This is a genomic window from Marinobacter sp. E2 (genome assembly GCF_055755345.1).
Genome location: NZ_CM146911.1, coordinates 2337191 through 2363596, shown reverse-complemented (window position 1 = coordinate 2363596; position 26406 = coordinate 2337191). Strand labels below are relative to the sequence as shown.

The 26406-nt window shown below is 59.7% G+C and carries 18 protein-coding genes and 1 pseudogene; 11 read left to right on the top strand and 8 right to left on the bottom strand.

What is annotated here, in order from left to right; genetic code table 11:
* The 4 genes from clpX (at position 1) to AC0J1C_RS10720 (ending at position 6382) form a co-directional block, all read left to right on the top strand.
* Complete coding sequence (clpX, locus tag AC0J1C_RS10735) at positions 1–1284, top strand: ATP-dependent Clp protease ATP-binding subunit ClpX (RefSeq protein WP_375192402.1); 1284 nt, start codon at positions 1–3, stop codon at positions 1282–1284.
* A gap of 165 nt (positions 1285–1449) precedes the next feature.
* The gene (gene lon / locus AC0J1C_RS10730; RefSeq protein WP_473043833.1) at positions 1450–3867 is read left to right on the top strand and encodes an endopeptidase La; all 2418 of its coding nucleotides are present in this window, start codon (positions 1450–1452) and stop codon (positions 3865–3867) included.
* Positions 3868–4105: 238 nt separating this feature from the next.
* Positions 4106–4378: an HU family DNA-binding protein gene (locus AC0J1C_RS10725; RefSeq protein ID WP_008174603.1), complete on the top strand. Its 273-nt coding sequence runs from the start codon at positions 4106–4108 to the stop codon at positions 4376–4378.
* Positions 4379–4534: 156 nt separating this feature from the next.
* Positions 4535–6382, top strand: coding sequence for a SurA N-terminal domain-containing protein (locus tag AC0J1C_RS10720; protein WP_473043830.1), 1848 nt, complete (start codon positions 4535–4537; stop codon positions 6380–6382).
* 63 nt (positions 6383–6445) lie between these two features.
* On the opposite strand, the gene AC0J1C_RS10715 is transcribed toward AC0J1C_RS10720, so the two are convergent.
* The 4 genes from AC0J1C_RS10715 to AC0J1C_RS10700 all read right to left on the bottom strand — a co-directional run bounded on the left by AC0J1C_RS10715 (position 6446) and on the right by AC0J1C_RS10700 (position 12790).
* Complete coding sequence (locus tag AC0J1C_RS10715; RefSeq protein ID WP_473043828.1) at positions 6446–6874, bottom strand: early set domain-containing protein; 429 nt, start codon at positions 6872–6874, stop codon at positions 6446–6448.
* Positions 6875–6946: 72 nt separating this feature from the next.
* Positions 6947–10099, bottom strand: coding sequence for a pullulanase-type alpha-1,6-glucosidase (gene pulA / locus AC0J1C_RS10710; RefSeq protein WP_473043826.1), 3153 nt, complete (start codon positions 10097–10099; stop codon positions 6947–6949).
* Between the two features lie 217 nt (positions 10100–10316).
* Complete coding sequence (locus AC0J1C_RS10705; RefSeq protein WP_473043824.1) at positions 10317–11645, bottom strand: carbohydrate porin; 1329 nt, start codon at positions 11643–11645, stop codon at positions 10317–10319.
* Positions 11646–11917: 272 nt separating this feature from the next.
* Positions 11918–12790 carry a MurR/RpiR family transcriptional regulator gene (locus tag AC0J1C_RS10700; protein ID WP_473043822.1) on the bottom strand — a complete coding sequence of 291 codons (873 nt, stop codon included), beginning with the start codon at positions 12788–12790 and terminating at the stop codon, positions 11918–11920.
* A gap of 209 nt (positions 12791–12999) precedes the next feature.
* Between AC0J1C_RS10700 and zwf the strand changes: the two genes are divergently transcribed.
* From zwf to AC0J1C_RS10685, 3 genes are read left to right on the top strand one after another with little or no spacing between them, the layout of a single operon-like run.
* Positions 13000–14475: a glucose-6-phosphate dehydrogenase gene (gene zwf / locus AC0J1C_RS10695; protein WP_473043820.1), complete on the top strand. Its 1476-nt coding sequence runs from the start codon at positions 13000–13002 to the stop codon at positions 14473–14475.
* Positions 14468–15181 carry a 6-phosphogluconolactonase gene (pgl, locus tag AC0J1C_RS10690; protein WP_473046530.1) on the top strand — a complete coding sequence of 238 codons (714 nt, stop codon included), beginning with the start codon at positions 14468–14470 and terminating at the stop codon, positions 15179–15181. The genes zwf and pgl overlap by 8 nt, the downstream gene beginning before the upstream one ends.
* Positions 15182–15211: 30 nt before the next feature.
* A complete protein-coding gene (locus AC0J1C_RS10685; RefSeq protein ID WP_473043818.1) occupies positions 15212–15859 on the top strand; it encodes a bifunctional 4-hydroxy-2-oxoglutarate aldolase/2-dehydro-3-deoxy-phosphogluconate aldolase in 648 nt (215 codons plus the stop codon).
* 616 nt (positions 15860–16475) lie between these two features.
* On the opposite strand, the gene pyk is transcribed toward AC0J1C_RS10685, so the two are convergent.
* Together pyk and gap are read right to left on the bottom strand one after the other, a co-directional pair.
* Positions 16476–17924 carry a pyruvate kinase gene (gene pyk / locus AC0J1C_RS10680; protein WP_375192410.1) on the bottom strand — a complete coding sequence of 483 codons (1449 nt, stop codon included), beginning with the start codon at positions 17922–17924 and terminating at the stop codon, positions 16476–16478.
* Between the two features lie 29 nt (positions 17925–17953).
* Positions 17954–18958, bottom strand: a complete 1005-nt coding sequence (gap, locus tag AC0J1C_RS10675) for a type I glyceraldehyde-3-phosphate dehydrogenase (protein ID WP_375192411.1) — start codon at positions 18956–18958, stop codon at positions 17954–17956.
* A 169-nt stretch (positions 18959–19127) separates the two neighbouring features.
* Between gap and edd the strand changes: the two genes are divergently transcribed.
* Together edd and AC0J1C_RS10665 are read left to right on the top strand one after the other, a co-directional pair.
* Positions 19128–20948, top strand: coding sequence for a phosphogluconate dehydratase (edd, locus tag AC0J1C_RS10670; protein WP_473043815.1), 1821 nt, complete (start codon positions 19128–19130; stop codon positions 20946–20948).
* Positions 20945–21910, top strand: a complete 966-nt coding sequence (locus AC0J1C_RS10665) for a glucokinase (RefSeq protein WP_375192413.1) — start codon at positions 20945–20947, stop codon at positions 21908–21910. The genes edd and AC0J1C_RS10665 overlap by 4 nt, the downstream gene beginning before the upstream one ends.
* Before the next feature lie 7 nt (positions 21911–21917).
* Here AC0J1C_RS10665 and AC0J1C_RS10660 read toward each other — a convergent pair whose 3' ends face one another.
* The gene (locus AC0J1C_RS10660) at positions 21918–22658 is read right to left on the bottom strand and encodes a nitroreductase family protein (RefSeq protein ID WP_473043812.1); all 741 of its coding nucleotides are present in this window, start codon (positions 22656–22658) and stop codon (positions 21918–21920) included.
* A 92-nt stretch (positions 22659–22750) separates the two neighbouring features.
* On the opposite strand from AC0J1C_RS10660, the gene AC0J1C_RS10655 reads away from it, so the two are divergent.
* On the top strand, positions 22751–23362 hold the full coding sequence (locus AC0J1C_RS10655) for a uracil-DNA glycosylase family protein (protein ID WP_473043809.1): 612 nt from the start codon (positions 22751–22753) through the stop codon (positions 23360–23362).
* Here AC0J1C_RS10655 and AC0J1C_RS10650 read toward each other — a convergent pair.
* Positions 23359–24853 (bottom strand): annotated as a pseudogene (locus AC0J1C_RS10650) (hypothetical protein). The gene AC0J1C_RS10655 and the pseudogene AC0J1C_RS10650 sit on opposite strands and share 4 nt — an antisense overlap.
* A gap of 310 nt (positions 24854–25163) precedes the next feature.
* Here AC0J1C_RS10650 and AC0J1C_RS10645 point away from each other — a divergent pair.
* Positions 25164–26291, top strand: coding sequence for a porin (locus AC0J1C_RS10645; RefSeq protein WP_473043808.1), 1128 nt, complete (start codon positions 25164–25166; stop codon positions 26289–26291).
* The last annotated feature ends 115 nt before the right edge of the window (positions 26292–26406 follow it).

Here is a 26406-nt window from a genome sequence, read left to right as displayed (position 1 = left end):
ATGGCAGATGAAAGAAACGGCAGGGGCGACGATAACGGCAAGTTGCTCTACTGCTCGTTTTGCGGAAAGAGCCAGCATGAAGTCCGTAAGCTCATTGCAGGGCCCTCGGTGTTCATCTGCGACGAGTGCGTCGACCTGTGCAACGATATTATCCGGGAAGAAATCCAGGAGAATGCCCAGGAAGAGCCGAGCGATCGCCTCCCGACGCCGTCCGAAATCCGGCACACGCTGGATGAGTATGTGATCGGCCAGGATCGCGCCAAGGTCGTTTTGTCGGTCGCGGTCTACAACCATTACAAGCGTCTGCGCTATGGTGAAGGCAAGGGCGATGTCGAGCTCGGCAAGAGCAACATCCTGCTCATCGGTCCCACCGGCAGCGGCAAGACCCTGCTGGCGGAAACCCTGGCGCGCATGCTCAACGTGCCCTTTACCATCGCCGATGCCACCACGCTGACCGAAGCGGGCTACGTGGGTGAGGACGTCGAGAATATCATCCAGAAGCTGCTGCAGAAATGCGATTACGATGTCGACAAGGCCCAGCGGGGCATCGTCTACATCGACGAGATCGACAAGATCTCCCGCAAATCGGACAACCCGTCCATCACCCGGGATGTCTCCGGTGAGGGCGTGCAGCAGGCGTTGCTGAAACTGATCGAGGGCACGGTGGCTTCGGTGCCGCCCCAGGGCGGGCGCAAGCACCCCCAGCAGGAGTTCCTGCAGGTGGACACTGGCAATATGCTGTTCATCTGTGGCGGTGCCTTTGCCGGTCTGGACAAGGTCATCCGCGAGCGCACGGAAAAGAACAGCATCGGCTTTTCGGCCTCGGTTGCCAGCCAGGATGATTCGAAGAACACCGGCGACATCATCAAGGATGTGGAAACCGAAGATCTGGTGAAGTACGGTCTGATTCCGGAGTTCGTGGGTCGTCTGCCTGTGGTTGCGACCCTCAACGAACTGGACGAGGAAGCACTGGTCCAGATCCTGACCGAGCCCAAGAACTCCCTGACCAAGCAGTACCAGAAGCTGTTTGACATGGAAGGTGTGGAGCTTGATTTCCGGGATGACGCGTTGCGTGCCGTTGCCCGGAAAGCCATGGACCGGAAAACCGGTGCTCGCGGCCTGCGTTCCATCATGGAGGCGACCCTGCTGGATACCATGTACCAGATACCGTCTGAGCATGATGTGACCAAGGTGGTGATTGATGAGAGCGTGATCAGCGGGGACTCCGAGCCCTTCAAGATCTACGCGAGCAGCGATCACGCCAAGGCCGTGCCGGAAGATTGAGCCGGCGGTTTCCGGTCACACAAAAAAAGGGGCGGCAACGCCCCTTTTTTGCTTTCCTGTATCCCGATATTCCTACCTTGTTTCGTTTGGTAAAAAGATTGCAATTTTTACGGGCGCCCCAATGAAGGGTGATATGCTGAAAGAAATACCGTCAGAGGACTCCCTATGACCCGGATATCCGAAAATACCGTGCAAGAATACCCGCTGCTTCCACTGCGTGACGTGGTGGTGTTCCCGCACATGGTGGTCCCGCTGTTTGTGGGCCGTGAAAAATCCATCCAGGCGCTGGAAGCCGCGATGGAGGGAAGCAAGGAGATTCTTCTGGTAGCCCAGAAGGACGCTTCCACCGATGAGCCGGGCCCAAAGGACGTGTTTGGCATGGGAACGCTGGCAACGGTTCTGCAGATGCTCCGTTTGCCTGATGGCACAGTCAAGGTGCTGGTGGAGGGCAACGCACGCGCCACAATCAGTGATATCACCGAGGGTGAATACCTGTCTGGCAGCGCCATGCTGATGGACGAGGAGTCTCTGCCGGATCGCGAGAAAGACGTTCTCGTGAAGACCCTGATGGACGAGTTCGAGAAGTATGTGAAGCTCTCCAAGAAGGTGCCCTCGGAAGTCTCCAATGCCCTGACCGGTATCGAAGAGCTGGAGCGACTGGCGGACACCATGGCGGCGCACCTGGAAATGCGCATCCCCGAGAAACAGGAGTTGCTGGAAGCCCTGGATATCCGCAAGCGTGTCGACCTGCTGCTTGGCAAGCTGGATGGCGAGATCGACCTGATCGAGGTGGAGAAGCGTATCCGCGGCCGCGTCAAAAAGCAGATGGAGCGCAGCCAGCGCGAGTACTACCTGAACGAACAGATGAAGGCTATCCAGAAGGAAATGGGTAACCTGGGCGAAGGCAACAACGACTTCGAGGAGCTTGAGCAGAAACTCGAGGAAGCCGGATTGCCGGAAGAAGCCCGCAAGAAAACCGAAACAGAGCTTAACAAGCTCAAGATGATGTCGCCCATGTCGGCAGAAGCCACCGTGGTGCGCGGGTACATCGACTGGATGCTGGCGGTGCCCTGGAAAAAGCGCAGCCGTGTGCGTCACGACATCGAGAAGGCCCGTGAGATCCTCGACCGGGATCATTATGGCCTGGATGAGGTCAAGAAGCGGATCCTGGAATACCTGGCAGTTCAGAGCCGGGTGAAGAAGGTGAAGGGTCCGGTGCTTTGCCTGGTAGGGCCCCCTGGGGTGGGTAAGACTTCCCTGGGGCAGTCCATTGCCCGGGCCACCAACCGCAAGTACACACGCATGGCCCTGGGCGGCGTTCGTGACGAAGCCGAGATCCGCGGCCATCGCAAAACCTACATTGGCGCATTGCCCGGCAAGCTTCTGCAGAAGCTGTCCAAGGTGGGCGTGAAAAACCCCCTGTTCCTGTTCGATGAAATCGACAAGATGGGCATGGACCACCGTGGCGATCCGGCCTCTGCGCTTCTGGAAGTGCTTGACCCGGAGCAGAACCACACCTTCAACGACCATTACCTGGAGGTTGATTACGACCTGTCCGACGTGATGTTCGTGTGCACCTCCAACTCCATGGATATTCCGCCGGCGCTGCTGGGCCGGATGGAGATCATACGGATTCCCGGGTACACCGAGGACGAGAAGGTAAACATCGCCCTGCGTTATCTGCTGCCGAAGCAGATCAAGGCCAACGGCCTGCGCAAGGACGAACTCGAGCTGCCCGAGGAAACCCTGCGGGATCTGATTCGCTACTACACCCGTGAGGCGGGGGTGCGTGGCCTGGAGCGCGAGATTGCCAAGATCTGCCGTAAGGTCGTTCGGGACCACGTCGAGAGCGGTGACAAGGCCTCTGTGGTGCTCAAGCCAGACATGCTCGAAGACTATTCCGGCGTGAAGAAGTTCAAGTACGGCCTCGCCGAGGAAACCAACCAGATCGGTCAGGTGACCGGGCTGGCCTGGACTCAGGTCGGTGGTGAATTGCTGACCATTGAATGCGCCCTGACCCCCGGCAAGGGCCGGGTGGTGAAAACCGGGTCCCTGGGTGATGTCATGCAGGAATCCATCCAGACCGCCCTGACGGTCGTTCGCAGTCGTGCTCCGGGCCTGGGCCTGGCGGACGATTTTCACGAAAAACACGATCTGCACATTCACGTTCCGGAGGGCGCCACGCCCAAGGACGGTCCCAGTGCGGGTATCGGGATGTGCACGGCGCTGGTATCGGCACTCACCAAGATTCCGGTGCGGGCCGATGTCGCCATGACCGGTGAAATCACTCTGCGTGGTCGTGTTCTTGCCATTGGCGGGCTCAAGGAAAAGCTGCTGGCGGCGCACCGCGGCGGCATCAAGACGGTTCTGATTCCAGACGATAATGTCAGGGATCTCAAGGAGATACCCGAGAATATCAAGGAGTCTCTGGAGATCCGTCCGGTGAAGTGGATCGACGAAGTGCTGGACATTGCCTTGGCCTATCCGCCGGAGCCGCGGACCGAGGAGTCGACCACTGAGGCCGGATCAGGTAAACCCCGCGACGACGAGGGTGATGCCTCGGAACGCATAAATACACATTAAAGACTTGATGAGTTGTTGACATGCCAGAGAGCCCGTTGGTATAACTGTTTCGCCGTGAAGCAGCCAATACCAAGGGCTCCCGCGCAGTTAGTGCCTATTCCGATCACCGGTATAAAGCCGCAAGGAATAAGAAAACTGAAGAATGGAATTCTCTGACCGCTTATGCGATAGTCGAGAACGTCCGAGAAAAAACAAACCAACCTATAACATCTTCAACCTGAAATCGAAGGGGTTTAGTGTGAACAAGTCCGAACTTATCGATGCAATTGCAGAGTCCGCAGATATCTCCAAAGCCGCCGCTGGCCGTGCTCTGGATGCCATGACCAACTCCATCACCGGTGCCCTCAAGAAAGGCGATCAGGTTACTCTGATCGGTTTCGGTACCTTCTCCGTTAAAGAGCGTGCCGCTCGTACCGGTCGCAACCCGCAGACTGGTGCCGAGATCAAGATTCCGGCCTCCAAAGTGCCTGGCTTCAAGGCAGGCAAGGCCCTGAAAGACGCCGTTAAGTAACGGTTCTTTCTCAGGTGGTTCCCCTTGACGGGGGCCACCCAAGAAGAATTCAAGGCGCATTCCGAACAGGGTGCGCCTTTTTACGTTAGGCCCGTCCACGCCAGCGCGCTGAAACGAATTACACTGAACGACCTTGAACAGGGATTCGGGAGACACATGCTTCAAGACATTCGGGAAAATGCCCAGGGCACGATCGCCAAGATCATCATCGGCCTGCTCATCGTGTCGCTTTCTATCTGGGGAATGGACGCCATTGTTGGCGGTTTCTCCGGTGAGCCGGAAGTGGCCACGGTAAACGGAGAGGACATTACCGAGCGGGAATTCCTCCGGCTGGTCCAGATGGAGAGCCAGCGCAGGCTGTCCAGCATGGAAACCCCGGACCCGTCGATGCTTAACGAGGACCAGATTCGTGCGGACGTTCTGGATTCCCTGATTCAGCAACAGGTGCTGATCCAGGATGCCAACGCCCAGGGCCTTGAGCTCAACGACGCGGATATCGATTCTCTGATTACCCAGATGCCCCAGTTCCAGGTAGACGGTCAGTTCAATCGGGACCGGTTTGTGGCTACCGTCCGCAACATGGGCATGGGCGTGGGTGAGTTCCGTGAAGCCATGCGCAAGCAGTATGTGGTCAATCAGATACGGGCCGGCATCGCCCAGAGCGGTGTGGTTGCCGATCAGAACGCCCGGCAGTTGCTGCAGATCCAGAACCAGACCCGTACCTTCCGGGTGCTGAGCATTCCGGCGGCCGAGGTTGCCGACAGTGTTGAGGTATCAGCCAACGAAGTCGAAACCTTCTACCAGGAGAACTCCGGGCTGTTCCAGCAACCGGAGCGGGTCGATGCGGCGTACATTACGCTGTCACTTGGTGCCCTGGCAGAAACTATCGACATCACCGACGAGGAAGTCCGGGCCTACTACGAGGAACGGGCGGCGGACCTCGCCAGTGAAGAGCGACGCGCATCCCACATCCTCATAGAAGAAGGCAGTGACGCGGACGAGACCATGGCGACCATTCAGGAACGCCTCGAAGCTGGAGAGTCCTTCGAAGATCTGGCCCGTGAATACTCCATTGATACTGTATCCGCAGAAGAGGGTGGCGATCTTGGCTATGCCGGTCGCGGCATCTACGATGAGGCCTTTGAGGAGGCCCTGTTCGCCCTCGAAGAGGGTGAAATCTCCGAGCCGGTGCGCAGCTCGTTCGGTGTCCATCTGATTCGTCTGGAGGACATCCGGCAGTCAGAAGTGCCGTCACTGGCGGAAATGGAAGACCAGCTGCGTCGCGAGCTGGCCCGTGACCGGGCTCGGGAGAAGTTTGCCGAGATTCGCTCACAGCTCGCCGACTCGGCGTATGCCGCCGATGATCTGACGGGGCCTGCTGAAGAGCTGGGCCTTGAGGTACGCGAGGCAACCGGTATTACCCGCGACGGAGGCCAGGCGCCCTTTGATCATGCCGGTCTGGTGCGCCAGTTGTTCTCTGAAGACGTACTGGAGGCCGGCTACAACACCGAGCTGATTGACGTGGGCGACAATGTGTCGGTGGTGGCGCGGGTGCGTGAGTACCATCCGGCCGAGCAATTGCCCCTGGACGAGGTACGCGAAGATATCCGGGGTACACTGATGGCCCGTAAGACCCGGGAGGCTTTGGCCGAGCGGGCGGATGCCCTGATCGCCGATCTCGAGGCCGACGGAAAGCTTGAAGGCGAGGGCGAGTGGACCCGCTACGAATCGTTGTCTCGCAATGCGTCGGACGTAGCTCCGGCCGTTATGCAGCAGGTGTTCTCGATGGCGCGCCCGAACGAGGGCCAGACCGCTTACGCCAAGGCCGTTTCTGACACTACGGCGTCGGTCATTGCGCTTGAGCAGGTTACCGATGGCGAGGTTGCCGAGGACAGCACCGAGCTGGAGCAACTGCAGCAGTTCCTGGCGTCTCTCGAAGGTCAGCGTGAATACGCGGCTTACCAGCAGTATCTCAGGAACCGCGCGGAGATCGAGCGGCCCTGAGCGAATTGAAAGGCTGAGAAAAGTCTTTCGAGGAGAGCCCGGTGCGATTGCCCGGGCTTTTTGTTATTCGGCCTTCTGGATATACACCTGGGGTACTTCACCTCGGGTGTCAAAGTAGAATCCGTACACCGCCGTTTCCGGTGGCGTGAATCGGAAGTTCTCGAACACCGCCGAACAGTTGGCGTTCACCGGTTGGTTCAGTTCCACCACCTCGTCCTCCTTTTCGGAAAGGTAGCCGCAATTGGTGCCACTGCTCCAGTTGGCGTCCCCAAACTTGAATTCGTAGGGCTGGCCGTCGGCTTTCAGCTCCACCTGCGTCCGGTACAGGCCGGCTTCCACCTTCTTGACCTTGTATTCTGGCAGGGCATCCCACCAGGCAAACTGGCCTCTGAGGTAGAGAGAGTCACTGTAGTCCCTGCCGCCGCCCGTTGAAGCGCAGCCAGAGATGGCGAGCACAGAGGCAAGGGCCAGGGTGGTGAGTTTCTTGTTCATGGTGTTCTCCTTGATTGTTGTTAGAGCCATCGGCATGGCCGATGGCGGGGTGTTACTGAATGAATGGCCAGATCACCGGGCAAAGACCGCGACAGACAGCGCAGGCACCGTGAAGTCGCCTCCCGAAACGTTTGCGGTGGTGCCCGGAGAAGTGTCGGCGGCGACGAGAAACGGGCCGGCCAGTGAGGTGCCCAGTGTCTGTTCGGTGTTGCTGGCATTGATCACGACAACGAGTTCATCGTTGGCGGCATCCAGCTCTGCCAGGTTGCCGCTGCCATCATCGAGCAGGCTGAATGCGATCAGGCCGGGAATCTGGTCTGAGCCGGTGTTGAGGAAGCTGAGGCGGTCCTGGACGTCCTTTGCCGTTTGCAGTCGGAACAGGGGGCTGCTGCGGCGAAGCGCCAGGAGCTCCTTGATCTGGGCATCGGTGTAGGCAATGGCGGCCGGTGTCGGATTGGCGTTGGCTCCGGCCGACTGGATGACTTCAGTGATCAGGTCCCAGTTGGCGCCATCCTTGTCCTGGCGGGGCAGGCCGCGGTTCCAGGCTGATGTCTGGTAGCTGAAATCCACTTCGTTGTACCAGTCCCCGGAATCGTAACTGTCGCGTTCCATGGACTTCGAACGCAGCAGCTCCGAGCCCATGTGCAGGAACGGAATGCCTTGGCTCAGGATGGGCACCGCCAGGCTGACCACCTGCATCTGCGCTCGCTGCTGGGTGGTTGCCGCATAGTCGGTCTTGTACTGGTTGTTGTCCCACAGGGTCTGGTTGTCGTGCTTGGACACGTAGTTGATGATTTCCTGGGGATCGGCGGTGTAGCCGGCGCTTTGCCCGTTGTAGTCGATCTCAGCACCCGTGGTGAGCTGGTCGTTGACCGCAACAAAGCTGTAGTCCTTCAGGCTTCCGGCAATGCCTACGCGGATCCAGTCGCTCACCTGCAGTAGACGGGCTTTTTCCCCGGCGCTGCCGCTGTTGCGATCATTGGGAAAGGTGAACAAGCCGTTGCCGAAGCCCTGGTTGGCACGGATGGCATCGCCTCCGTCGAAGGGCCCGCCGCCGCGTACAGCGTCCCGCAGCCGATCATTGAACGAGCCAATTCCGGTGCCGGCCATATTGGGCTGGATGGCGTTTACACCCCGGGCGTTGTTAGCCACCTCGCCGAAGTTCCAGGCCTCGCCGTAGAAGTAGGTGTCCGGATCGACCGCCTGCACTGCCGTCAGTGCCTTGTCCATGTTGGCCAGCATGTGATGACCCATGAGGTCGAAACGGAAACCGGAAATCTTGTACTGGTCGGCCCAGGTCACCAGCGAGTCCACCATCAGCTTCTCCATCATGGCGTGTTCGCTGGCGGTGTTCTCGCAGCAGGTGGACTGCTCCACCGCGCCGGTTTCCGGATTCTGTCGGTGGTAGTAGCCCGGCACCAGCTTGTCGAGTACCGAATTGGCGGCGAGGCCAGAGGCATTGGTGTGGTTGTACACCACGTCCATGACCACGTTCAGGCCCAGGTTGATGGCTGCCTGCACCATCTCCCGGAACTCCAGAATCCGTTGCGTGCCATTGGCATCAGAGGCATAGCTGCCTTCCGGGACGGTGTAGTGAACCGGGTCATAGCCCCAGTTAAAGCTGTCCAGGCTCCGGAAGGTGCTATAGAGGGCCTGGGCATCGCCGGTGAGCGGATCGAAGCTTGCCAGAACGTCGCGTATGGGTTGTCCACTGTTGCAGTACGAGGCGTAGGTGTCGGCGGCCTCGGACGAGAGGTCACACAGGCGACTGAACGGATCGTCGATATCGACGACTTCCGACGGGTCCTCATTGACGGTGGCCATGTCGAACGCCGGCAGCAGGTGCAGGTGAGTGATTCCGGCATCCGACAGGGACTTCAGGTGTGCCACGCCATCCACACTGCCGTCGGACGGTGCCGCGAAGGCGCGGTACTTGCCACGTACGGCAGGATCCTGGGTTTCATCGGTGGCGCTGAAGTCACGGATATGGGCTTCATAGACAACCACGTCCTCTGGCGCCGCTACCGCAGGCGGTTCAACCGAATCCCAGCCCGCTGGCTTGTAGGCCGAGTCCAGGTCGACCACCTGGGCATACTGACCATTGGTAGAGAGGCTCAGGGCATATGGGTCCGATACCATGGTGGTCTTGATGGCGTCCGTCCGCGGGTGATAGACGGTGACTTCGTACTGGTAGAACTGCTCGTTCAGTTCGGCCAGGCTGCCGGTGTAGCGCCAGACCCCATCGGACTCCGACATGGCGACCGGATAACCGGGCACCAGGGCGCCGGTGGCGTCGAAGGCGTGAAGTCTGACGTTCTGGGCCGTGGGCGCCCAGACGGCAAAACCGACGTCACTGCCGTTGATCACAGCACCCAGTTCGCCTGCATAGGCGTAAAGGTCATCCAGCACGCCGGGAATCTGCACCCGGGTCGCCATCACAAGCTCGTCGCTGCCGTTATACCCGGCCACCACGAGTTGCCCTTTCAGTGCGGATCGGATGTCGCCGCTGGTCGCCTGAACTTCGAAGGCGGGCCAATTGCTCAGGTGGGGAAACTGCGTCGCCAGTGACGGCGCCAGGGTGGTGGCGGACAGGGCGATTGACTCTCCACCTGCCATCGTTTCCTCCGGTGTCACCCGGATGTCAGCCCCGGCGTCGTGGCGAAGTTCGAGGCGGGCGAGACTGCCGGCATCCTTGACCACCAGCGTGGTTTCGTCCAGCCAGTGGGCCGATGCGCCGGCGATGGTCACGGCTTCGGCCTCGAGCGGGGTCTGGGACAGTTGCTGGCTGCCACTGAGGGTGAAGATGCGATTGCCAAGGGCGCCAAAGTGCCAGCGATGGTCCTGGCCCCCAAGATCTTTCTCATCACCCTTGTGCATGATGAAGTTCAGGCATTCGCCTGACTCACGCATGGGAATGAAGTAATAGGCACCGTAGGTATCGTTAATCCCATCGGGCAGTCTAGGGGTATTCCACTCGGTGGCCACGCCCTCAGCCAGACCATCGCAGCCATCGGCGGGATTGTTCCACAGGTGCAGGCCCCAGCCGCTGTAGTTCTCATCGGTGCGTCTGTAGTAGAGCAGGGCTTCGTTCTCGCCGGGTTCGAGCAGCGGGTCGGTCTGGCCGCCTCCGCCGGTTACCGGGTCATCGCTTCCGGAGTTACAGCCAGTCAGTGCCAGCGACAACGCCAGCATCAGGCTGCCTGCAACCAATCGTTGCTCAGGCATGGGAAATCCTCTTTTCCATTGTTTTTGTTGGCTTTGAGCCCTTTCCGGGCTACTTCATGGTTGCGCGATCCGGTGGCCGGAACATCCTTCAGCGAGGAATTTTTCGGGGCGTAGGCGCAATGGGCCGAGGGGTAGTAGGAATGGCGCAGAAGCGGATAAAAAAGGGGCCGGCAGATGCCGGCCCAGGAGGTCCAACGAGAGTGTGGTATTTAAAGCCTTACCACCAGGCTTCGATCTGGGCACCGATCTGGATGTCGCCATCAATGCCTTCACCGCCGCGAGCAGACTCAGCTTCATCACCGAAGAACGTGGCGGCATAGGCGCGAATAACCGGGCGGGCCCAGTAGCCAGGGCCGGCCTGCCATTGCTGGGCGATGGCAAACTTGCCGAGGTCCTGGGATTCAGTGAACCAGGGACGGTCGGTATCGCTGTAGCCGACTTCGATGGCCGTGCTCATCACCGGCGACCAGTTATAGATTGGTCGGGCAACAATGCTCAGGCGTTCGCCGTCTTTGGCGGACGGATCGTGGGATTCGGCCTGTTCGTAGACCACAGAGTGGCCAAGATCCCAGCCTTTACCCAGTTTGATGACACCGTGGTTCAGCACGCGCCAGCTGGATTCGAAATAACCGGCCACATTACCGTTGTCGACGCGGCCGCCACTGGCATTCTCCGCCAGGGCGAAGCCCATGGAATCAGCACCGTACTGGATAGCGAACTTGTTAAAGCCACCCATGACGCCTGAGGAAAGCTCGGCGGTGAAGAAATAGCCGTTCTCGTCCTCAATGCCTGCTGCTTCCTGGGCGTCGGTCAGATCCGCCATGGCGTAGATGCCGATCAGCTCAAGGTTGTTGCCGCCTGCCAGGGGGAAGGAGTAGCGGACATCGACCTTGTTGTTCTGCACAAAGTCTTCGCCGTCACTGGTGTCTGAGTTGGTGTAGGCCAGAGACAGCTGACCGGAGCCGGCCGTGATGTTCTCGATACCTGCGCCGTAGCCGGCGTTGCTAACATAAAAGAGGTCGAGCTGGTGAATGTCTTTCCGCTTATAGAACCGCTTGCCCGCCCAGAGCGTGGCACCCGGCAGTGATTCAATCACGTTGTTGGCGGAGACATACAGCTGGCGCAACGCGATGTCGCCACCGCCGTAGGGGTCAGAGCCGTTAGCGGTGGTTTCCTGGTTGGTGAAATCCACGTTGTTGATATTGTTGAAGCCGTTCAGGGCCTGGTAGTCGTTGCCCTGGCGATTGGCACTGTAGGCAAGCATGGAATCGAAGCGGAAGGTCTTGCCGTCCTGGCTGAACAGTTCATCACCCAGGGCAAGTTCGGCGTAGGTGTCGCACTCATCGGCCAGCCGTCCCACATAGTGGCCAGTGGCGCCGCTGCCGAAACAGGTCTGCTCACCACCGCTGCCAATGTTGGTGGATACGCCGGCTCGTGCGTAACCGTGAAAGTCCACGGCCAGGGTCGGGGTTGCCAGCACGGCGGCCGTGACGGCTGCGGCCAGTGGAAGCTTGTTCAGGGTAAAGCGCTTATTGTTTTGCATCATCTGTGTCCTGTGCTTCTTGTGATTTTTAATGCCAGGGAAGCGGAATCTCCGATCACTGAACGGGGTTCAGCGACTGCCGGATCAGGCTTCCGGTTCCCGCGATAGCAGCTTCTGCCAATCAGACATTGGGAAACCGGATTTCATAGTGTTGTAACGTAAGGGTTAGTACATCCTCCGCCCTGAAAAAATTGGGGGGTGAGTTTTCAGGGGGAGGAGGGGCGTAGGAGGATGAGCCCTCGGGGTGGTGGCTTTGCTAGGGTATGCCCGACGGTTCAGTTGTTGGGGAACCGGGTCGGCTTGAGGCTTTCCTTGATCTTTTTCAGGTGCCCCAGAAAATCCGCACCCCGCTTGAGGGTAACCCCGGTGGCGAGAATGTCGATGACGGTCAGATGAATGATCCGCGACGACATGGGCATGTAGACCTCGGTGTCCTCCGGAGCGGTAACGCCGAGCACGACGGTACAGATCTCCGCCAGGGGCGAGTCCGGGTTGGTGATGCCAATCACAGTAGCGCCGTTGGCGCGGGCAAGCTGGGCAATGTCCACGGTTTCGCGGGTGCGCCCGGTGTAGGAGATCAGGACAATCACGTCGCCTACATTGGAGCCGGCCGCCACCATGCGCTGCATCAGCGCGTCGTCGTAGGACATGACCGGGATGTTGAAACGGAAAAACTTGTGCTGGGCATCCAGGGCCACGGAGGCCGAGCCGCCCATGCCAAAGAAATTGATCTGCTTGGCCTGGATCAGGTAGTCAATCGCGGTCGCCAGGGCCTTGGGGTCCAGGGCCTGGCGCGCCTTGTCCAGGCTGGCTATGGTGCTGAGCATGATCTTGTCGGCGAATTCGGCAACGGTGTCATCCGGTTCCACGTTCTGGCCGATGTAGGGTGTGCCCGTGGCAATGCTCTGGGCCAGGCGAATCTTGAAGTCCGGGAAACCGGTGGCCGAGAAACCCCGGCAAAATCGGTTGACGGTGGGTTCGCTGACGTCCGCGGCCCGGGCCAGGGCGGCTATGCTGTACCGAGTAGCCGCGGTTGGGTCCCGGAGAATCGCCTCGGCCACTTTCCGCTCGGATTTGTTGAGGCTGTCCAGTCGGGACTGAATGTCCTCGAGCAGGTTGTCGTCACGGTGCGCCTGGTTCGCGGCCATTAATGCTACTCCCTGAATCATGGGCGGTCTTTGTTGTAAAAACGCGCTGATTATACCGCTTTTTTACCGGTTTTGGGGTAGTAAAAATATCATTAATGAGAGTTTTTTCTTGGAATATTGATTTTTGAATGTCATTATTTGTTTAAAATTACTACATCAGTCCGGCCCTCGTGCGATTCGAGGGCTTGCCCACCAGAGAGAAGGAACCAATGGTCAACAAGATCAATACCCGTTGTGACCTGATGCTTTTCGGCGCCCTGGGCGATCTGGCCCAGCGTAAACTGTTTCCGGCCCTATATCAGCTTGAGCGTGCCAACCTGCTGGCGGATGGCAGTCGCGTACTGGCCATCGCCCGCACCGAAAATGATACCGCCGGTGTTCGCAAGCAGCTCCTCGAGAAGCTGAAACAGTATGTGAAGCCCGAGGAATTCGATCAGAAGGTGGCAGACGCCTTCCTGTCCAGGGTCGACTACCAGGTTCTCGACTTTAATGATCCGGACAAATTCGGTGTGCTCAACGAGTGGCGGGACGATGCCAACAACGAGCTGATCGTTTACATGGCCACCCCGCCGTCCATGTACGGTGTGATCGCCCGTAACCTCCGGGCCGCCAGTTGCTGTACCGAGCAGACCCGGGTGGTTGTGGAGAAGCCCATCGGCCACGATCTCGAGTCCTCGAAGGTGATCAATGATGAGCTGGGCGAGGTTTACAACGAAAACCAGCTGTTCCGGATTGACCATTACCTCGGTAAGGAAACTGTCCAGAACCTGATTGCACTGCGCTTTGCCAATAACCTGTTTGCCTCCCAGTGGGACCAGAACCATATCTCCCACGTGGAGATTACGGTGGCGGAGAGCGTGGGTATCGAGGGCCGTTGGGGCTACTTCGACAAGGCCGGTCAGATTCGGGACATGATCCAGAACCACCTGCTACAGCTGCTGTGCCTGATTGCCATGGACCCGCCTTCGGACCTGTCTGCCGACAGCATCCGGGATGAAAAGGTCAAGGTGCTCAAGGCGCTCAAGCGGATCACGCCGGACATGATGGACAGCTACGTGGTGCGCGGCCAATACACCGCTGGCACCAGCAACGGCAAGCCGGTCCCCGGTTACCTGGAAGAAGAGGGCGCCAACAAGGGCAGTGCCACCGAAACCTTCGTGGCCCTCAAGGCGGAAATCGACAACTGGCGCTGGTCCGGGGTTCCGTTCTACATCCGTACCGGCAAGCGACTGCCCGAGAAGCTGTCGCAGATCATCATTCACTTCAAGCCGGCGCCCCACTACATCTTTGATCCGGACCAGAAGCATCTGGCCAATAACAAGCTGATCATCCGCCTGCAGCCGGATGAAGGCATGGCCCTGAAAATCCTGACCAAGGACCAGGGCCTGGACAAGGGCATGCGCCTGCGGCAGGGCCCGCTGGAGCTGACGTTTTCCGAGACGTTTGCCACCGACCGCATACCCGACGCGTACGAGCGTCTGCTGTGGGAGGTAATGAAAGGCAACCAGTACCTGTTTGTGCGCCGGGATGAGGTGGAATATGCCTGGCGCTGGGTCGACCAGGTCATCCAGAACTGGAAAGACGGCGGCGAGCCCCCCAAGCGCTACGCCGCCGGCACCTGGGGCCCTGTTGCCTCCATCGCCATGATTACCCGGGATGGAAGGAGCTGGTATGAAGATGTCTGACCTGCGATTGCCTGACGGCGTTGCCGACCGCTCCGGCGAGACCGCCAATGACGTCGCCCTGGCGCTGGCAGACTCGGTCGCCGGTTTCCTCGATGCCCGTCTGAAGGAAGCGCCGAGGGCGAGCCTGGTGGTTTCGGGGGGCTCTACACCCCTGCCGTTCTTTCAGGCGCTCTCCGGCAAGGCACTGGATTGGAGCCGGGTGGACGTGCTGCTGGCGGACGAACGCTGGGTTGATGAAGCCAGCGATGCCAGCAACACCCGCCTCGTGCGGGAACACCTGTTGCAGAACAATGCGGCGGCAGCTCGATTTCTGTCGCTCAAGCAGCCGGGGGCGACACCGGCCGAGGGTCTTGACCGGGTGAGGGCGGAGCTGGCTGAGCTCGGGCTGCCGATTGATGCTCTGATTCTCGGTATGGGTAATGATGGCCACACAGCCTCACTGTTCCCGGATGCGCCTGAGCTTGAGGCGGTCATGAACCCCCAATGCCAGGACATCGTGGCTGCAACAACTCCGGCATCCCAGCCGCAGAAGCGCATCACCCTGACCTGGCCACCGCTGCGCAATGCCCGCTTCACTGCCCTGCACCTGAAGGGCGAGGACAAGCTGCAGACCCTCGAAAAAGCACTCTCCGCGCCTGATCGTGTTCTGGAAATGCCCATCCGCGCGTTTCTGAAACCCGGCCTGCAGGTGTTCTGGAGCCCCTGAGTACCCCCGACTTTTGCTACGGAGAAAACCATGAATCAGTTATCCGACTTTCATCGCGAGCGCGTCAGGGCAGTACTGAATGCTTCCCCCCTGGTGCCCGTCATCGCTATTCACGATCTTGAAGACGCCGTGCCCCTGTGTCGCGCCCTGGTGGATGGCGGCATCAACGTTCTGGAAATCACCCTGCGCACCGAACACGGCGTAAAGGCCATCGAAAAGGTTCGCGAAGCCATCCCCGAAGCCTGGGTAGGTGCCGGGACGGTTACCAGCATTGCCCAGTACCGCCAGGTGGAAGCCGCCGGCGCCCAGTTCGTGATCACCCCGGGCGTCACCGAGCCCATCCTCCAGTTTGGCGTGACCTCTGAGGCCCCGCTGCTGCCAGGCATCGCCACCATTTCCGAGATGATGGTGGGCTACAACCTGGGCTACCGCGAGTTCAAGTTCTTCCCGGCCGAAGTCGCCGGCGGCATCCCGGCCCTCAAGGCCTTCGGCGGCCCATTCCCGGACGTCACCTTCTGCCCAACCGGCGGCATCCGCCGCAACACCGCCGCAGACTACCTGGCCCTTAGCAACGTCCAGGCTGTCGGCGGTAGCTGGCTGACGCCACCTGAGGTGGTAGCCGCCAAAGATTGGGCCCAGATTACCGAGATCGCCCGCGGCAGTCTTGCTGACCTCTGACTTCGGTTGATTGTCCGTGTAGCCTGATTTCTGGGAGTTTTCGCCCTTTGGGGCACGGCTTCCGGGAAACGCTACGAGCACCCCTGCGGGGTCCAGCCAGCAATCACAGATTGCTGTCGTTCGCCTGTCGCATGAAGCTTCGCTTCATAAGCGCTCGGTCTCACCCATGTGCGCTTGGCGCTGGCCATCCCTGGCCAGCGACATTCCCGGAAGCCGCGCCCCAAAGGGCTTGTTAAATCTCACGATATCGCCAGTTCGCGTTGAGATGTCGTCACGCTGTCGTTTGGTTAGACCTGAAGCCCTTAATCATGAACTGACGGCCCTTTTTCCAGGCCTGAATGTGTTGTTTAAGTGTTTGGGGTAACGAATCCGGTTGCTCCATTCCATCTCTGGCATTCGAAAAGCTGTCACATCGGAATAACTGAAAGATCTTGAAGGAGGGAGTGGGGTTCCCCTTTCCAAAAATGTCTGTGGCCAAGGATGGCCACAGCCAAGCGCACATGGATGTGCTCGTAGCGGTTTTTGGAAAGGGGAACCCCACTGCCGCCCGGCACAGACCTTCAGGCTACAAGGTCGAACACCAGACGACTGCGGGCTTTAATACCAAAAGAAAGAATCAGCGAATATCCGACCCAACTCGAACAATCTTCATGGTATTGGTCCCACCCTGCGCATTCACATAATCGCCCTTGGTGATCACCACCAGATCGCCATCCTTCACCGCACCACGGCTCACCAACTCCGAGACCGCCAGTGAATTGGTCCGCTCATTGGGAATTTTCGCGGAATCGAACGGCACCGTCTGCACACCACGGAACAGGGCAACCCGATGCTGAGTGGTGTGGTGCCGGGAGAAGGCGAAGATCGGCAGGCTGGACTTGATGCGGGACATCAACCGGGGCGTGGCGCCGGTTTCGGTCATGCAGATGATCGCTGACACACCTTCCAGGTGGTTGGCCGCGTACATGGCCGACAGGGCAATCGCCTCGTCGACGGCTTCCATGCTCTCGTGAATGCGGTGCTTGGATTGGTGCATGGAGGGGTGCTTTTCCGCGCCCAGGCAGATGCGCACCATAGCCTCCACCGCCTCTTTCGGGTAATCGCCCACGGCGGTTTCGGCCGAGAGCATCACTGCGTCGGTGTAGTCCATCACCGCGTTGGCCACGTCCGACACCTCGGCACGGGTGGGCATGGGGCTGGTGATCATGGATTCCATCATCTGGGTGGCCGTGATCACCGCCCGATTGAGTACCCGGGCCCGGGAGATGATGTGCTTCTGCACGCCCACCAGCTCGGCGTCGCCGATTTCCACCGCCAGGTCACCGCGAGCCACCATGACCGCGTCGGAGGCTTCGATCACGGCATCGAGAGCTTCCACGTCGTGAGCCAGTTCGGCCCGCTCGATCTTGGCCACCAGGCCGGCGTTGGAGCCGGCATCCCTCAACAGGCGTCGGGCGATGTGCATGTCCTCGGCGGTGCGAACGAAAGACACGGCCACGTAGTCCGCGCCCAGTTTGGCGGCGGTCACGATGTCCTGTTTGTCCTTTTCAGTCAGCGCCTCGGCGGAAAGACCGCCCCCGCGCTTGTTCAGGCCCTTGTTGTTGGACAGGGGGCCGCCGATCAGCACGGTGGAGGTGATGCTGTGGTCGTCTACCGACTGCACTTCCATTTCAATGCGGCCGTCGTCCAGTACCAGAATGTCGCCGGGTTTGACGTCGTCAATCAACTGCTCGTAGTCGATGCCGACACGCTCTTGGGTGCCGGCTTCCTTGTCCATCGCGGCATCCAGCACGAAGGTCTGGCCGGCATTGAGGGTGACCTTGTTGTCGGCGAAGCGGGCGATCCGCAGCTTCGGGCCCTGAAGGTCGGCCAGCAGGGCAACAAAGCGGCCCTGGGCGGCTGCAGCCTCCCGTACCCGTTGGGCGCGGCCAATGTGCTCCTCCGCGCTGCCGTGGGAAAAATTCAGCCGGGTAACATCAACGCCCGCGCCGATGATGGCGGCCAGGGACTCTGGCGAGTCGGTAGCGGGGCCGAGGGTGGCGACAATTTTGGTACGCCTGAGCATGGTTGTTGTCCTTTGGTTCTTCAAAATGATCACTGACCGGCCTGGATCAGGGCGATGGCGTTGTCCAGCATGCGGTTCGAGAAGCCCCACTCATTGTCGTACCAGGCCATGACCTTTACGTGACGGCCCAGAACGCGGGTGTGATTGGCATCGAATACGCTTGAAAGCGCGTTGTGGTTGAAATCCACGCTGACCAGCTTTTCGATATTGTAGCCCAGAACCGGGTTGCCTTCGGCCGCCGCTTTCACCGCCTGGTTCACCTCCTCCACGGTGGTGTCGCGCTTGGCAATAAAACCGAAATCCACCAGGGACACATTGATGGTGGGTACCCGGACGGCCAGGCCATCAAGCTTGCCGTTCAGCTCCGGAATCACCTTGCCAATGGCAGCAGCAGCGCCGGTCTTGGTGGGGATCATCGACTGGGTGGCGGAACGGGCGCGATAGAGGTCGGAGTGGTAAACGTCGCTGAGCTTCTGGTCGTTGGTGTAGGAGTGGATGGTGGTCATCAGGCCGCTTTCGATGCCGATCGCGTTATGCAGCGCTTCCACTACCGGTGCCAGGCAGTTGGTGGTACAGGAGGCGTTGGAGATGATCTGATGGTCAGCGGTCAGGGTGTCGTGGTTTACGCCATAAACCACCATGGCATCGGCATCCGGGCTTGGTGCCGAAATGATCACCTTGTGGGCGCCGGCGGTCAGGTGCGCTGCGGCCTTGTCGCGCTTGGTGAACAGGCCGGTGCATTCGAACACCACATCCACCTTGTGGTCTTTCCAGGGCAGTTCCTCGGGATTGCGCAGGGCGGTTATGGCAATGCGGTCACCGTTAACGGTCAGGGATTCGGCGTCGTGGCTGACGTCGGCATCAAATCGGCCGTGAACACTGTCATACTTGAGCAGGTGAGCGTTGGTTTCGGCATCGCCCAGGTCGTTGATGGCCACGACTTGAAGCTGGTTCCGGTAGTTATTTTCATACAACGCCCGGAGCACATTGCGGCCGATACGGCCAAAACCGTTAATTGCGATACGGATAGTCATCGTTCGACTCCTTGTTTGGTTGTTTTTTGTTCGATATGTCTGTGCAATGTAGTAAATATAACAACAAAAAAAGAAGAAATGAACGATCTAACGGTGGAAATACCAAAAAAAGGAGGTAAAATTACGTCTAAAAGCGATCACTCTAATAATGTACGCAATGGAGCCCACCATGCACCCGACCGTTGACAAGGTTACCCAGCGAATTATCGAGCGTAGTCGCTCCACCCGGCAGGACTACCTGAACCGGATGAATGCCCTGAAGGCCCAGTCTCCCCATCGCAGCTCGCTGTCCTGCGGCAATCTGGCCCATGGCTTTGCGGCCTGTAACCAGGGCGACAAAGACACCCTGAAGTTTATGAACAAGGCCAATGTGGCCATCGTGACCGCATACAACGATATGCTTTCGGCCCACCAGCCCTATGAAAAGTTCCCGGATCAGATTCGCGAAGCGGCCCGGGGTATGGGGTCGGTGGCGCAGGTGGCGGGCGGTACGCCGGCCATGTGCGACGGTGTCACTCAGGGCCAGCCCGGCATGGAGCTGTCGCTGTTTTCCAGGGACACCATTGCCATGAGCACTGCCGTGGCACTCAGCCACAACATGTTTGATGCCACGCTGCTGCTGGGCATCTGTGACAAGATCGTTCCCGGCCTGCTGATTGGTTCCCTGAGCTTCGGCTACCTGCCTACGATCCTGGTGCCGGCAGGGCCCATGCCATCGGGCCTGCCGAACAAGGAAAAGCAGCGGATTCGCCAGCTGTACGCCGAGGGCAAGGTGGGCAAGGAGGAGCTGCTGGAGGCCGAGAGCAAGTCCTACCACAGCCCGGGCACCTGCACCTTCTATGGCACCGCGAACAGTAACCAGCTGCTCGTGGAGGTGATGGGCCTCCATCTGCCGGGTGCGGCATTTGTGAACCCCGGCACCCCGCTGCGTGACAAGCTGACCCAGGCAGCCACCGAGCAGGCCATCAAGCTCTCCAAGCCCCACGGCGGCGAGCTGGGTCTGGGGGACATGGTGGATGAGAAGAGCATTGTTAACGCCCTGGTGGCGCTGCTGGTGACCGGTGGTTCCACCAACCACACCATTCACTGGATCGCGATCGCCCGGGCGGCCGGCATTATTATCGACTGGAATGACTACGCCGAGCTGTCTTCCGTGGTGCCCTCGATGACCCGCATCTACCCCAACGGTCAGGAAGATGTGAATGCATTCCATGAGGCCGGCGGCACGCCCTTCCTGATCCGGGAACTGCTCAATGGCGGCTTCCTGCACAACGATGTGAATACCGTGGCCGGTTACGGGCTGGAACGCTACACCGAAATGCCGGAGCTGGAGGGCGACCGGCTGGTCTGGAAGCCGGCGCCCGAGAAAAGCCTGCGCCCGGATGTATTGAGTACGGTGGCCGAGCCTTTCGCGCCTGACGGTGGGCTGCGGGTGCTGGACGGCAATCTGGGTCGCGGTGTGATCAAGGTCTCTGCCGTGGCTCCGGAGCATCGCACCGTTGAGGCGCCGGCGGTGGTATTCAACGACCAGAACGAGCTCAAGGCGGCCTTTGAATCCGGGGATCTGGACCGGGACTGTATCGTGATCGTGCGCTTCCAGGGGCCCAAGAGCAATGGCATGCCCGAGCTGCACAAGCTCACGCCTTATCTTGGTGTGCTGCAGGATCGCGGCTTCAAGGTGGGGCTGGTAACCGACGGTCGAATGTCCGGGGCCTCCGGCAAGGTGCCGGCTGCCATCCACGTCTATCCGGAAGCGCTCGATGGCGGCCCGCTAGCCCGGGTTCGCAACGGTGACCTGGTGCGTCTGGATGCCGGGTCCGGTGAACTATCGGTGCAGGTGGATGAGCAGGAATTTGCCAGCCGCGAGTCGGAAAAAGCCGATCTGAACGGGTATCATCACGGTTACGGTCGGGAGCTGTTCGGCTGGATGCGCCGTGCCGCCAGCAACCCCGAGGAAGGTGCCAGCTTTTTCTGGAATCACGACGCATGACCACAACTCATTACTCGCTGGTGGGCGACATCGGCGGTACCAACGCCCGGCTGGCCCTGGTAGAGCAGGGCAGCGTGCAGCCGCAGGCCATCGAGATTCTGCCCTGTGGCGATTACGACAATCTGGACGACGCTGTTCGGGATTATCTCGCCCGGGTTGGCGTTACCGAGGTGGGTGAGGCCTGCCTGGCGGTGGCCTCGCCGGTCCGTGGTACCCAGGTGCGCATGACCAACAACCACTGGCGATTTGATACCGAAGAGGTGCGCGCACAGTTCGGCTGGTCTGCGTTCAAGGTGATCAACGATTTCACCGCCATGGCCCTGGGTGTTCCCCACGTGGCAGAGGACCGCCTGGTCCATGTGTGTGGTGGCCCGGGCGACGGACACCGGCCCAGGCTGGTGATTGGTCCCGGCACGGGCCTCGGCGTCTCAGGGTTGGTACCGATCAAGAACGGCTGGGTGCCCCTGATGACCGAAGGCGGTCATGTGGATTTTGCACCCACCGACGACACCGAAATGGCGGTGCTGAGAATTCTCAAGGCCAGGTTCGGACGGGTGTCGGTGGAGCGGATCCTGTGCGGCCAGGGTCTGTTGAACCTCTATCAGGCCCACGCGGAGATCCAGGGTGTGGCAGCGCCTCTGGATGCACCGGAAAAGATCACCGCCGCGGCGGTAGAGAATACTGACGCGTTGGCTCGCCACACGCTTCGTCATTTCTGCGAGCTGCTCGGCCGGGTGGCCGGAAATGGCGTTCTGACCCTGGGTAGCACTGGCGGTGTTTACCTGTGCGGGGGCATTCTGCCCAGATTCCTGGATTTCTTCCTGGAGAGTCCGTTCCAGAGCGGGTTCGAGGACAAGGGCCGAATGCGCCCGTTGCTGGAATTCACGCCCGTTTATGTGGTCACTGAGCCGTACACGGGCCTGCTCGGGGCTGCCGAGGCGCTGGCCAACCCCGAAGTGTGAGTGCCTGTTACAGGTAGTGCACCAGTTGGCGTTGATCAAACCGGTACTGGCGGTTGTACACGCCATTTTCGGCACGACGACCGGCGGCGACCACCATGGTAACCAGGTTCTTGGCGGGCAATTTGAGCAGTTTGCGCACCCGGCATTCGTCGAATCCCTCCATCGGGCAGGAATCGAAGCCGTGAGCCCGCAACGCCAGCATGAGATTCTGGGCCGCCAGGGCGGTTGACTTGGTGGCCCAGATTTTCATCTCGCAGGGTGAGTAGGGGCCCCGCGGCACCGGCCGAGTGAGTCCAACAGCCAGGCCCGCCGCCTTCTTGGCCAGACCCAGTACGCCCAGAGGGCCCTGGTTGTAATGAATCGGGGCGACCTTGCGGTAATACTTCTCGACGATAGGTGGCATGGTCTCTTCAGGCCAGTCCTCGAGAGCCTGGCGGGCGTGGTCGCGCCAGGAATCGGGCCGTGCCACTACCACAATCAGCACCGGGGCGGATTTTGCGGCGTTCTGGCCCAGACAGGCGTGGGCCACCTTGGCCTTCAACTCCGGTGTTTGCACCACGTAAAACGCCCAGGGCTGGAGGTTGCTGGAGTTGGGCGCCAATGTCGCAAGCTCCAGGCAGTCCTCTAGCACCTGCCCGGGAATGGGCTCATCGGTAAACCGGCGGATGGATCGGCGCGAACGGACGACTTTGCGGAATTCTTCAACGTCGATCTCCGGAAGGCTGGTCGGGCCGGCTTTTGCGTTCATGGTGCGTCCTCGGGTACTTGTTACGAGTGAGAAGTGCTCCTATCGTTACGGGATTCGCGAGATGATGCAATCGCCGGGGAAGCCAATAACCGATGACTGACGAGCTTGCACACCTTAGTTTTGATCAACTGGTCCGCCGGGTGCGGGCCTGTACGATCTGCGCGGACTATCTGCCCCTGGGCCCGAGGCCGGTCATCCAGATGGCCGAAAGCGCCCGTATTCTGGTGGTAGGGCAGGCCCCAGGCCGACGCGTACATGAGACCGGGCTGCCGTTCAACGACCCCAGCGGCGACCGGCTCCGGCAATGGATGGGCGTTACCCGGGACACCTTTTACGACGAACAGAAAATGGCCATCCTGCCCATGGGCTTCTGTTATCCGGGCACCGGCAAGTCCGGCGATCTGCCTCCCAGGCCCGAGTGTGCCCCGGCCTGGCGACAGGTGCTGCTGGATCGCTTGCCCCATATTGAGCTGACCCTGGTCATCGGCCAGTACGCCCACGCCTGGCACCTGCCCGGACCGCGGCGATCGGTCACAGAGTCGGTTCGGCAGTGGCGGGAGCATTGGCCCGCCGTGCTGCCCATGCCGCACCCAAGCCCCCGAAACAATCTGTGGTTGCGACGTAATCCCTGGTTTGAGGCCGACGTAATCCCCGCACTGCAGAAGCGGGTGGCGCGATTACTGGGACCCGGTGAAGACGATTAACCGCCTGCCACTTCCCACTGCCTCAGCAGGTCCTCGTAGCGAATGGTGACGCCTTTTGGCTTTTCGTTGGCAAGCCTTGGTTTAGGGGCGCCAGGTTGAGCCAGCCACCACTCGGCTCCCCGAACGTCGGCGCCTTCCGCCATCTTCGGCCCACAGTCACCGGCCAGAAAGTTGCGCTCGATGACCGAGAGTGTACGGTCCTGGGCGGCAGCCAGGTTGTCTAGCGCCTGCTGAGGGCTCACCCTGCCGGTTACTGCGTCTGCGATGTTGGGCCACCAGAGCTTGGCGAGGCGCGGGTAGTCCGGCACATTAACCCCGGTTGGAGACCAGGCAAGCCGCGCCGGGCTGCGGTAAAACTCTACCAGCCCGCCCAGGGCCGGCGCCTTCTGCTGCATTTGTGGAGACTCCAGGTCAGACAGACGGATCGGAGTCAGTCCGTAAAGCGTTTTCTGCAGCGAGACCGTTCTTGAAACTGTGAACTGGGCATACAACCAGGCCGCTTTCTGGCGCTCTGCGCCCATGGCGCGGGGTATGGTCCAGGCGCCAACGTCCTGGTAGCCCAGCTTCATGCCGTCCTCCCAGTAGGCACCGCGCGGAGAGGGTGCCATACGCCATTTCGGCGTGCCATCCTCGTTAACGACTGGCAGTCCCTCACGGGTCATATCGGAGGTAAACGCCGTGTACCAGAAGATCTGTTGTGCAACCTGGCCCTGTGCCGGAACGGGGCCGGCCTCGGAGAAAGTCATGTCACGGGCTTCAGGCGGGGCAAAGCGATCAAGCCAGTCAATGTATTTCTCGAGGGCATAGACCGCAGCCGGACTATTGGTGGCGCCACCACGACTGACCGATGATCCGACCGGATGGCACCCTTCCATGCGAATGCCCCATTCGTCCACGGGCAGCCCGTTGGGAATGCCCCTGTCGCCAGCGCCTGCCATGGAGAACCAGGCATCGGTGAAGCGCCAGACTCGGCAGTGTAAACGCCTTGCCCTCGCCCTCCATGTAATCGCTCAGCGCGAGCGCCCAGCCGCTGCGAGCGTGTGTTCCGATCATGTCGGAGTCATTCACGAACGCATCATAGCGACCCTTGGCCGCCATGATGCGCTGCAGGTTGATCTGCCGGATCACTTCACCCTCGGGCTTGCGGTCATGGGTAACGGCAATACCGGTCAGTTGGGAGAAGGCCGGGGCCAGTACCTCGGCTTCGTAATTGTGGGTAGGCAGTTGCTCGGAAAGAACCGATATCTCCCCGTTCTGCAGGCCGCTGGCGGCATGAACAAACCACGCCAGTTCCTCGGCCTGCTCTTCCGGCGACAGGGTGGAGTCAGGGAAGTGGTCCGCAATCAGTGTGCGAATAAGCGATTGTTTTTCCAGTGACAGTCCGTCGAACAGGGGACCGGCCAGAGTGGTGCGACCGAGCAGGAGCGTCAGGATAACCAGAGCGGTGAATGTTTTCATGATCGCCTCTTGTTTTTGTTTGTTTTCGTACAAAAATCGATCATAGAGTTCATAAAAAGGTTCGTCAACGAAAATATTTCATAGTCAATTTGCGGGTGTTAAAAATAATTAAAACAGATAGTTAAGTGTATTTTTGTGGATTTCAGCAATACTGAAATCTAACTAAACGAAAATTTTTTCGATCATAAACTTTTCATTTGAAGTGTTCGGCGCTAGATTTGTTCTGTTTCGAACTGTCTGATCTTCGAACGAAAGCGAATCGCAGTTCGTTAACGGTGCTGACAAGCGGCCTCAGTGTCGGTGGTCAGTGCGACTCAAGCGCTAACAAAAACAGGAAGCTACCATGATCGAAAACAACAAAGTTCCCATGTCGTCCAACTCCCGCTCTTTCCGCAAGGCGCCCCTGGCAGCCTCGCTGCTTCTGGCTGCTGGCGTTGCCACGCCGGCCATGGCCGAGGTTTCCCTCGAATCCGACAATGGTTGGAAGGTAGGTTTCAACGGTCACATTCCGATCTTTGCCGTGTTCGGAAACTATGATGAGCCGACCGACGAAGACTCCTTCACAATCACAACCGGCTTCAACCCGGCGACTCTTCAGACCAACATCTACGCACCGACCCAGAACGGTCTGCAGGTCTCCGGTCACTTCCAGATGAACGCTGACATTGCCCCCGGAGACGCGGAGGCTAATTTCCGCAGCCGGGTGTCCGAAATTGCCGTTGCTGGTGGTTTTGGTACGGTGAACATCGGTAAGGGCTTTGGTATCTATGGCGTGCCTGCCATTGGCGACAATGGCAGCGGACTGGGTGTGGGCCTGATCGGCGGGCCGGATCAGGTTGCCGCGACGGCTGGCCGAATTGGTAACGGTTACTTCTATGCCAACTTCACCCCGCGGGTAATGTACACCTCCAACGACCTGGGTGGCCTTCAGTTCAAGGTGGGTCTGTTCAGCCCCTCCAAGGTGGACGGCGTGGCCGACGCGGAGTACACCATGCCCCGGATCGAAGCCAACGTGGTTTATTCCGGCAGCAACTTCTCTCTATGGTCCAGCGGTTTCACCCAGGACGTGGATTCCAAAACCGGAGCCTTTGATGACTACACCATGTCCGGTGTCGACTTCGGTGGCTCGGTCTCCCTGGGCGATCTGACGGTTCGCGGTAACTACGGCATTACCAAAGGCACCGGCAACTACGTGTTCGCTGCACGCCTGGACCCGAACGAAGAAGAAGCCAGTCAGTGGTACGTCGAAACCACATACAAGCTCAACCGCACCACCCTGGGTGTCAGCTACGGTGAAGGGGAGGACGATTTTGTTGCCGGTGATGGCGACGATACCGATCTGACCATGCTGTTTGCCCGGTATGCGGCAACCGACAACCTGACCCTGATGGCGGAATACACCACCCTTGGTACCGGTAACGGCCAGGGAGAGTACGACGCAATCATCTTCGGTTCGCAGCTGACGTTCTGATTGGTGCGTTCTGGGGCCAGTACCCTGATAACTCGAAGCAAAAAAGGTTGGGGTTAACGCCTCAACCTTTTTTTCAGATTCCGGGGATGTCTGGGAGCCTCTGCCTGCCCGACTT

Excerpts from the sequence above, each read along its gene's own strand:
- clpX (WP_375192402.1), top strand. The coding sequence starts at position 1 with ATGGCAGATGAAAGAAACGGCAGGGGCGACGATAACGGCAAGTTGCTC.
- lon (WP_473043833.1), top strand. The coding sequence starts at position 1,450 with ATGACCCGGATATCCGAAAATACCGTGCAAGAATACCCGCTGCTTCCA.
- AC0J1C_RS10720 (WP_473043830.1), top strand. The coding sequence starts at position 4,535 with ATGCTTCAAGACATTCGGGAAAATGCCCAGGGCACGATCGCCAAGATC.
- AC0J1C_RS10715 (WP_473043828.1), bottom strand. The coding sequence starts at position 6,874 with ATGAACAAGAAACTCACCACCCTGGCCCTTGCCTCTGTGCTCGCCATC.
- pulA (WP_473043826.1), bottom strand. The coding sequence starts at position 10,099 with ATGCCTGAGCAACGATTGGTTGCAGGCAGCCTGATGCTGGCGTTGTCG.
- AC0J1C_RS10705 (WP_473043824.1), bottom strand. The coding sequence starts at position 11,645 with ATGATGCAAAACAATAAGCGCTTTACCCTGAACAAGCTTCCACTGGCC.
- AC0J1C_RS10700 (WP_473043822.1), bottom strand. The coding sequence starts at position 12,790 with ATGGCCGCGAACCAGGCGCACCGTGACGACAACCTGCTCGAGGACATT.
- zwf (WP_473043820.1), top strand. The coding sequence starts at position 13,000 with ATGGTCAACAAGATCAATACCCGTTGTGACCTGATGCTTTTCGGCGCC.
- pgl (WP_473046530.1), top strand. The coding sequence starts at position 14,468 with ATGTCTGACCTGCGATTGCCTGACGGCGTTGCCGACCGCTCCGGCGAG.
- AC0J1C_RS10685 (WP_473043818.1), top strand. The coding sequence starts at position 15,212 with ATGAATCAGTTATCCGACTTTCATCGCGAGCGCGTCAGGGCAGTACTG.
- pyk (WP_375192410.1), bottom strand. The coding sequence starts at position 17,924 with ATGCTCAGGCGTACCAAAATTGTCGCCACCCTCGGCCCCGCTACCGAC.
- gap (WP_375192411.1), bottom strand. The coding sequence starts at position 18,958 with ATGACTATCCGTATCGCAATTAACGGTTTTGGCCGTATCGGCCGCAAT.
- edd (WP_473043815.1), top strand. The coding sequence starts at position 19,128 with ATGCACCCGACCGTTGACAAGGTTACCCAGCGAATTATCGAGCGTAGT.
- AC0J1C_RS10665 (WP_375192413.1), top strand. The coding sequence starts at position 20,945 with ATGACCACAACTCATTACTCGCTGGTGGGCGACATCGGCGGTACCAAC.
- AC0J1C_RS10660 (WP_473043812.1), bottom strand. The coding sequence starts at position 22,658 with ATGAACGCAAAAGCCGGCCCGACCAGCCTTCCGGAGATCGACGTTGAA.
- AC0J1C_RS10655 (WP_473043809.1), top strand. The coding sequence starts at position 22,751 with ATGACTGACGAGCTTGCACACCTTAGTTTTGATCAACTGGTCCGCCGG.
- AC0J1C_RS10645 (WP_473043808.1), top strand. The coding sequence starts at position 25,164 with ATGATCGAAAACAACAAAGTTCCCATGTCGTCCAACTCCCGCTCTTTC.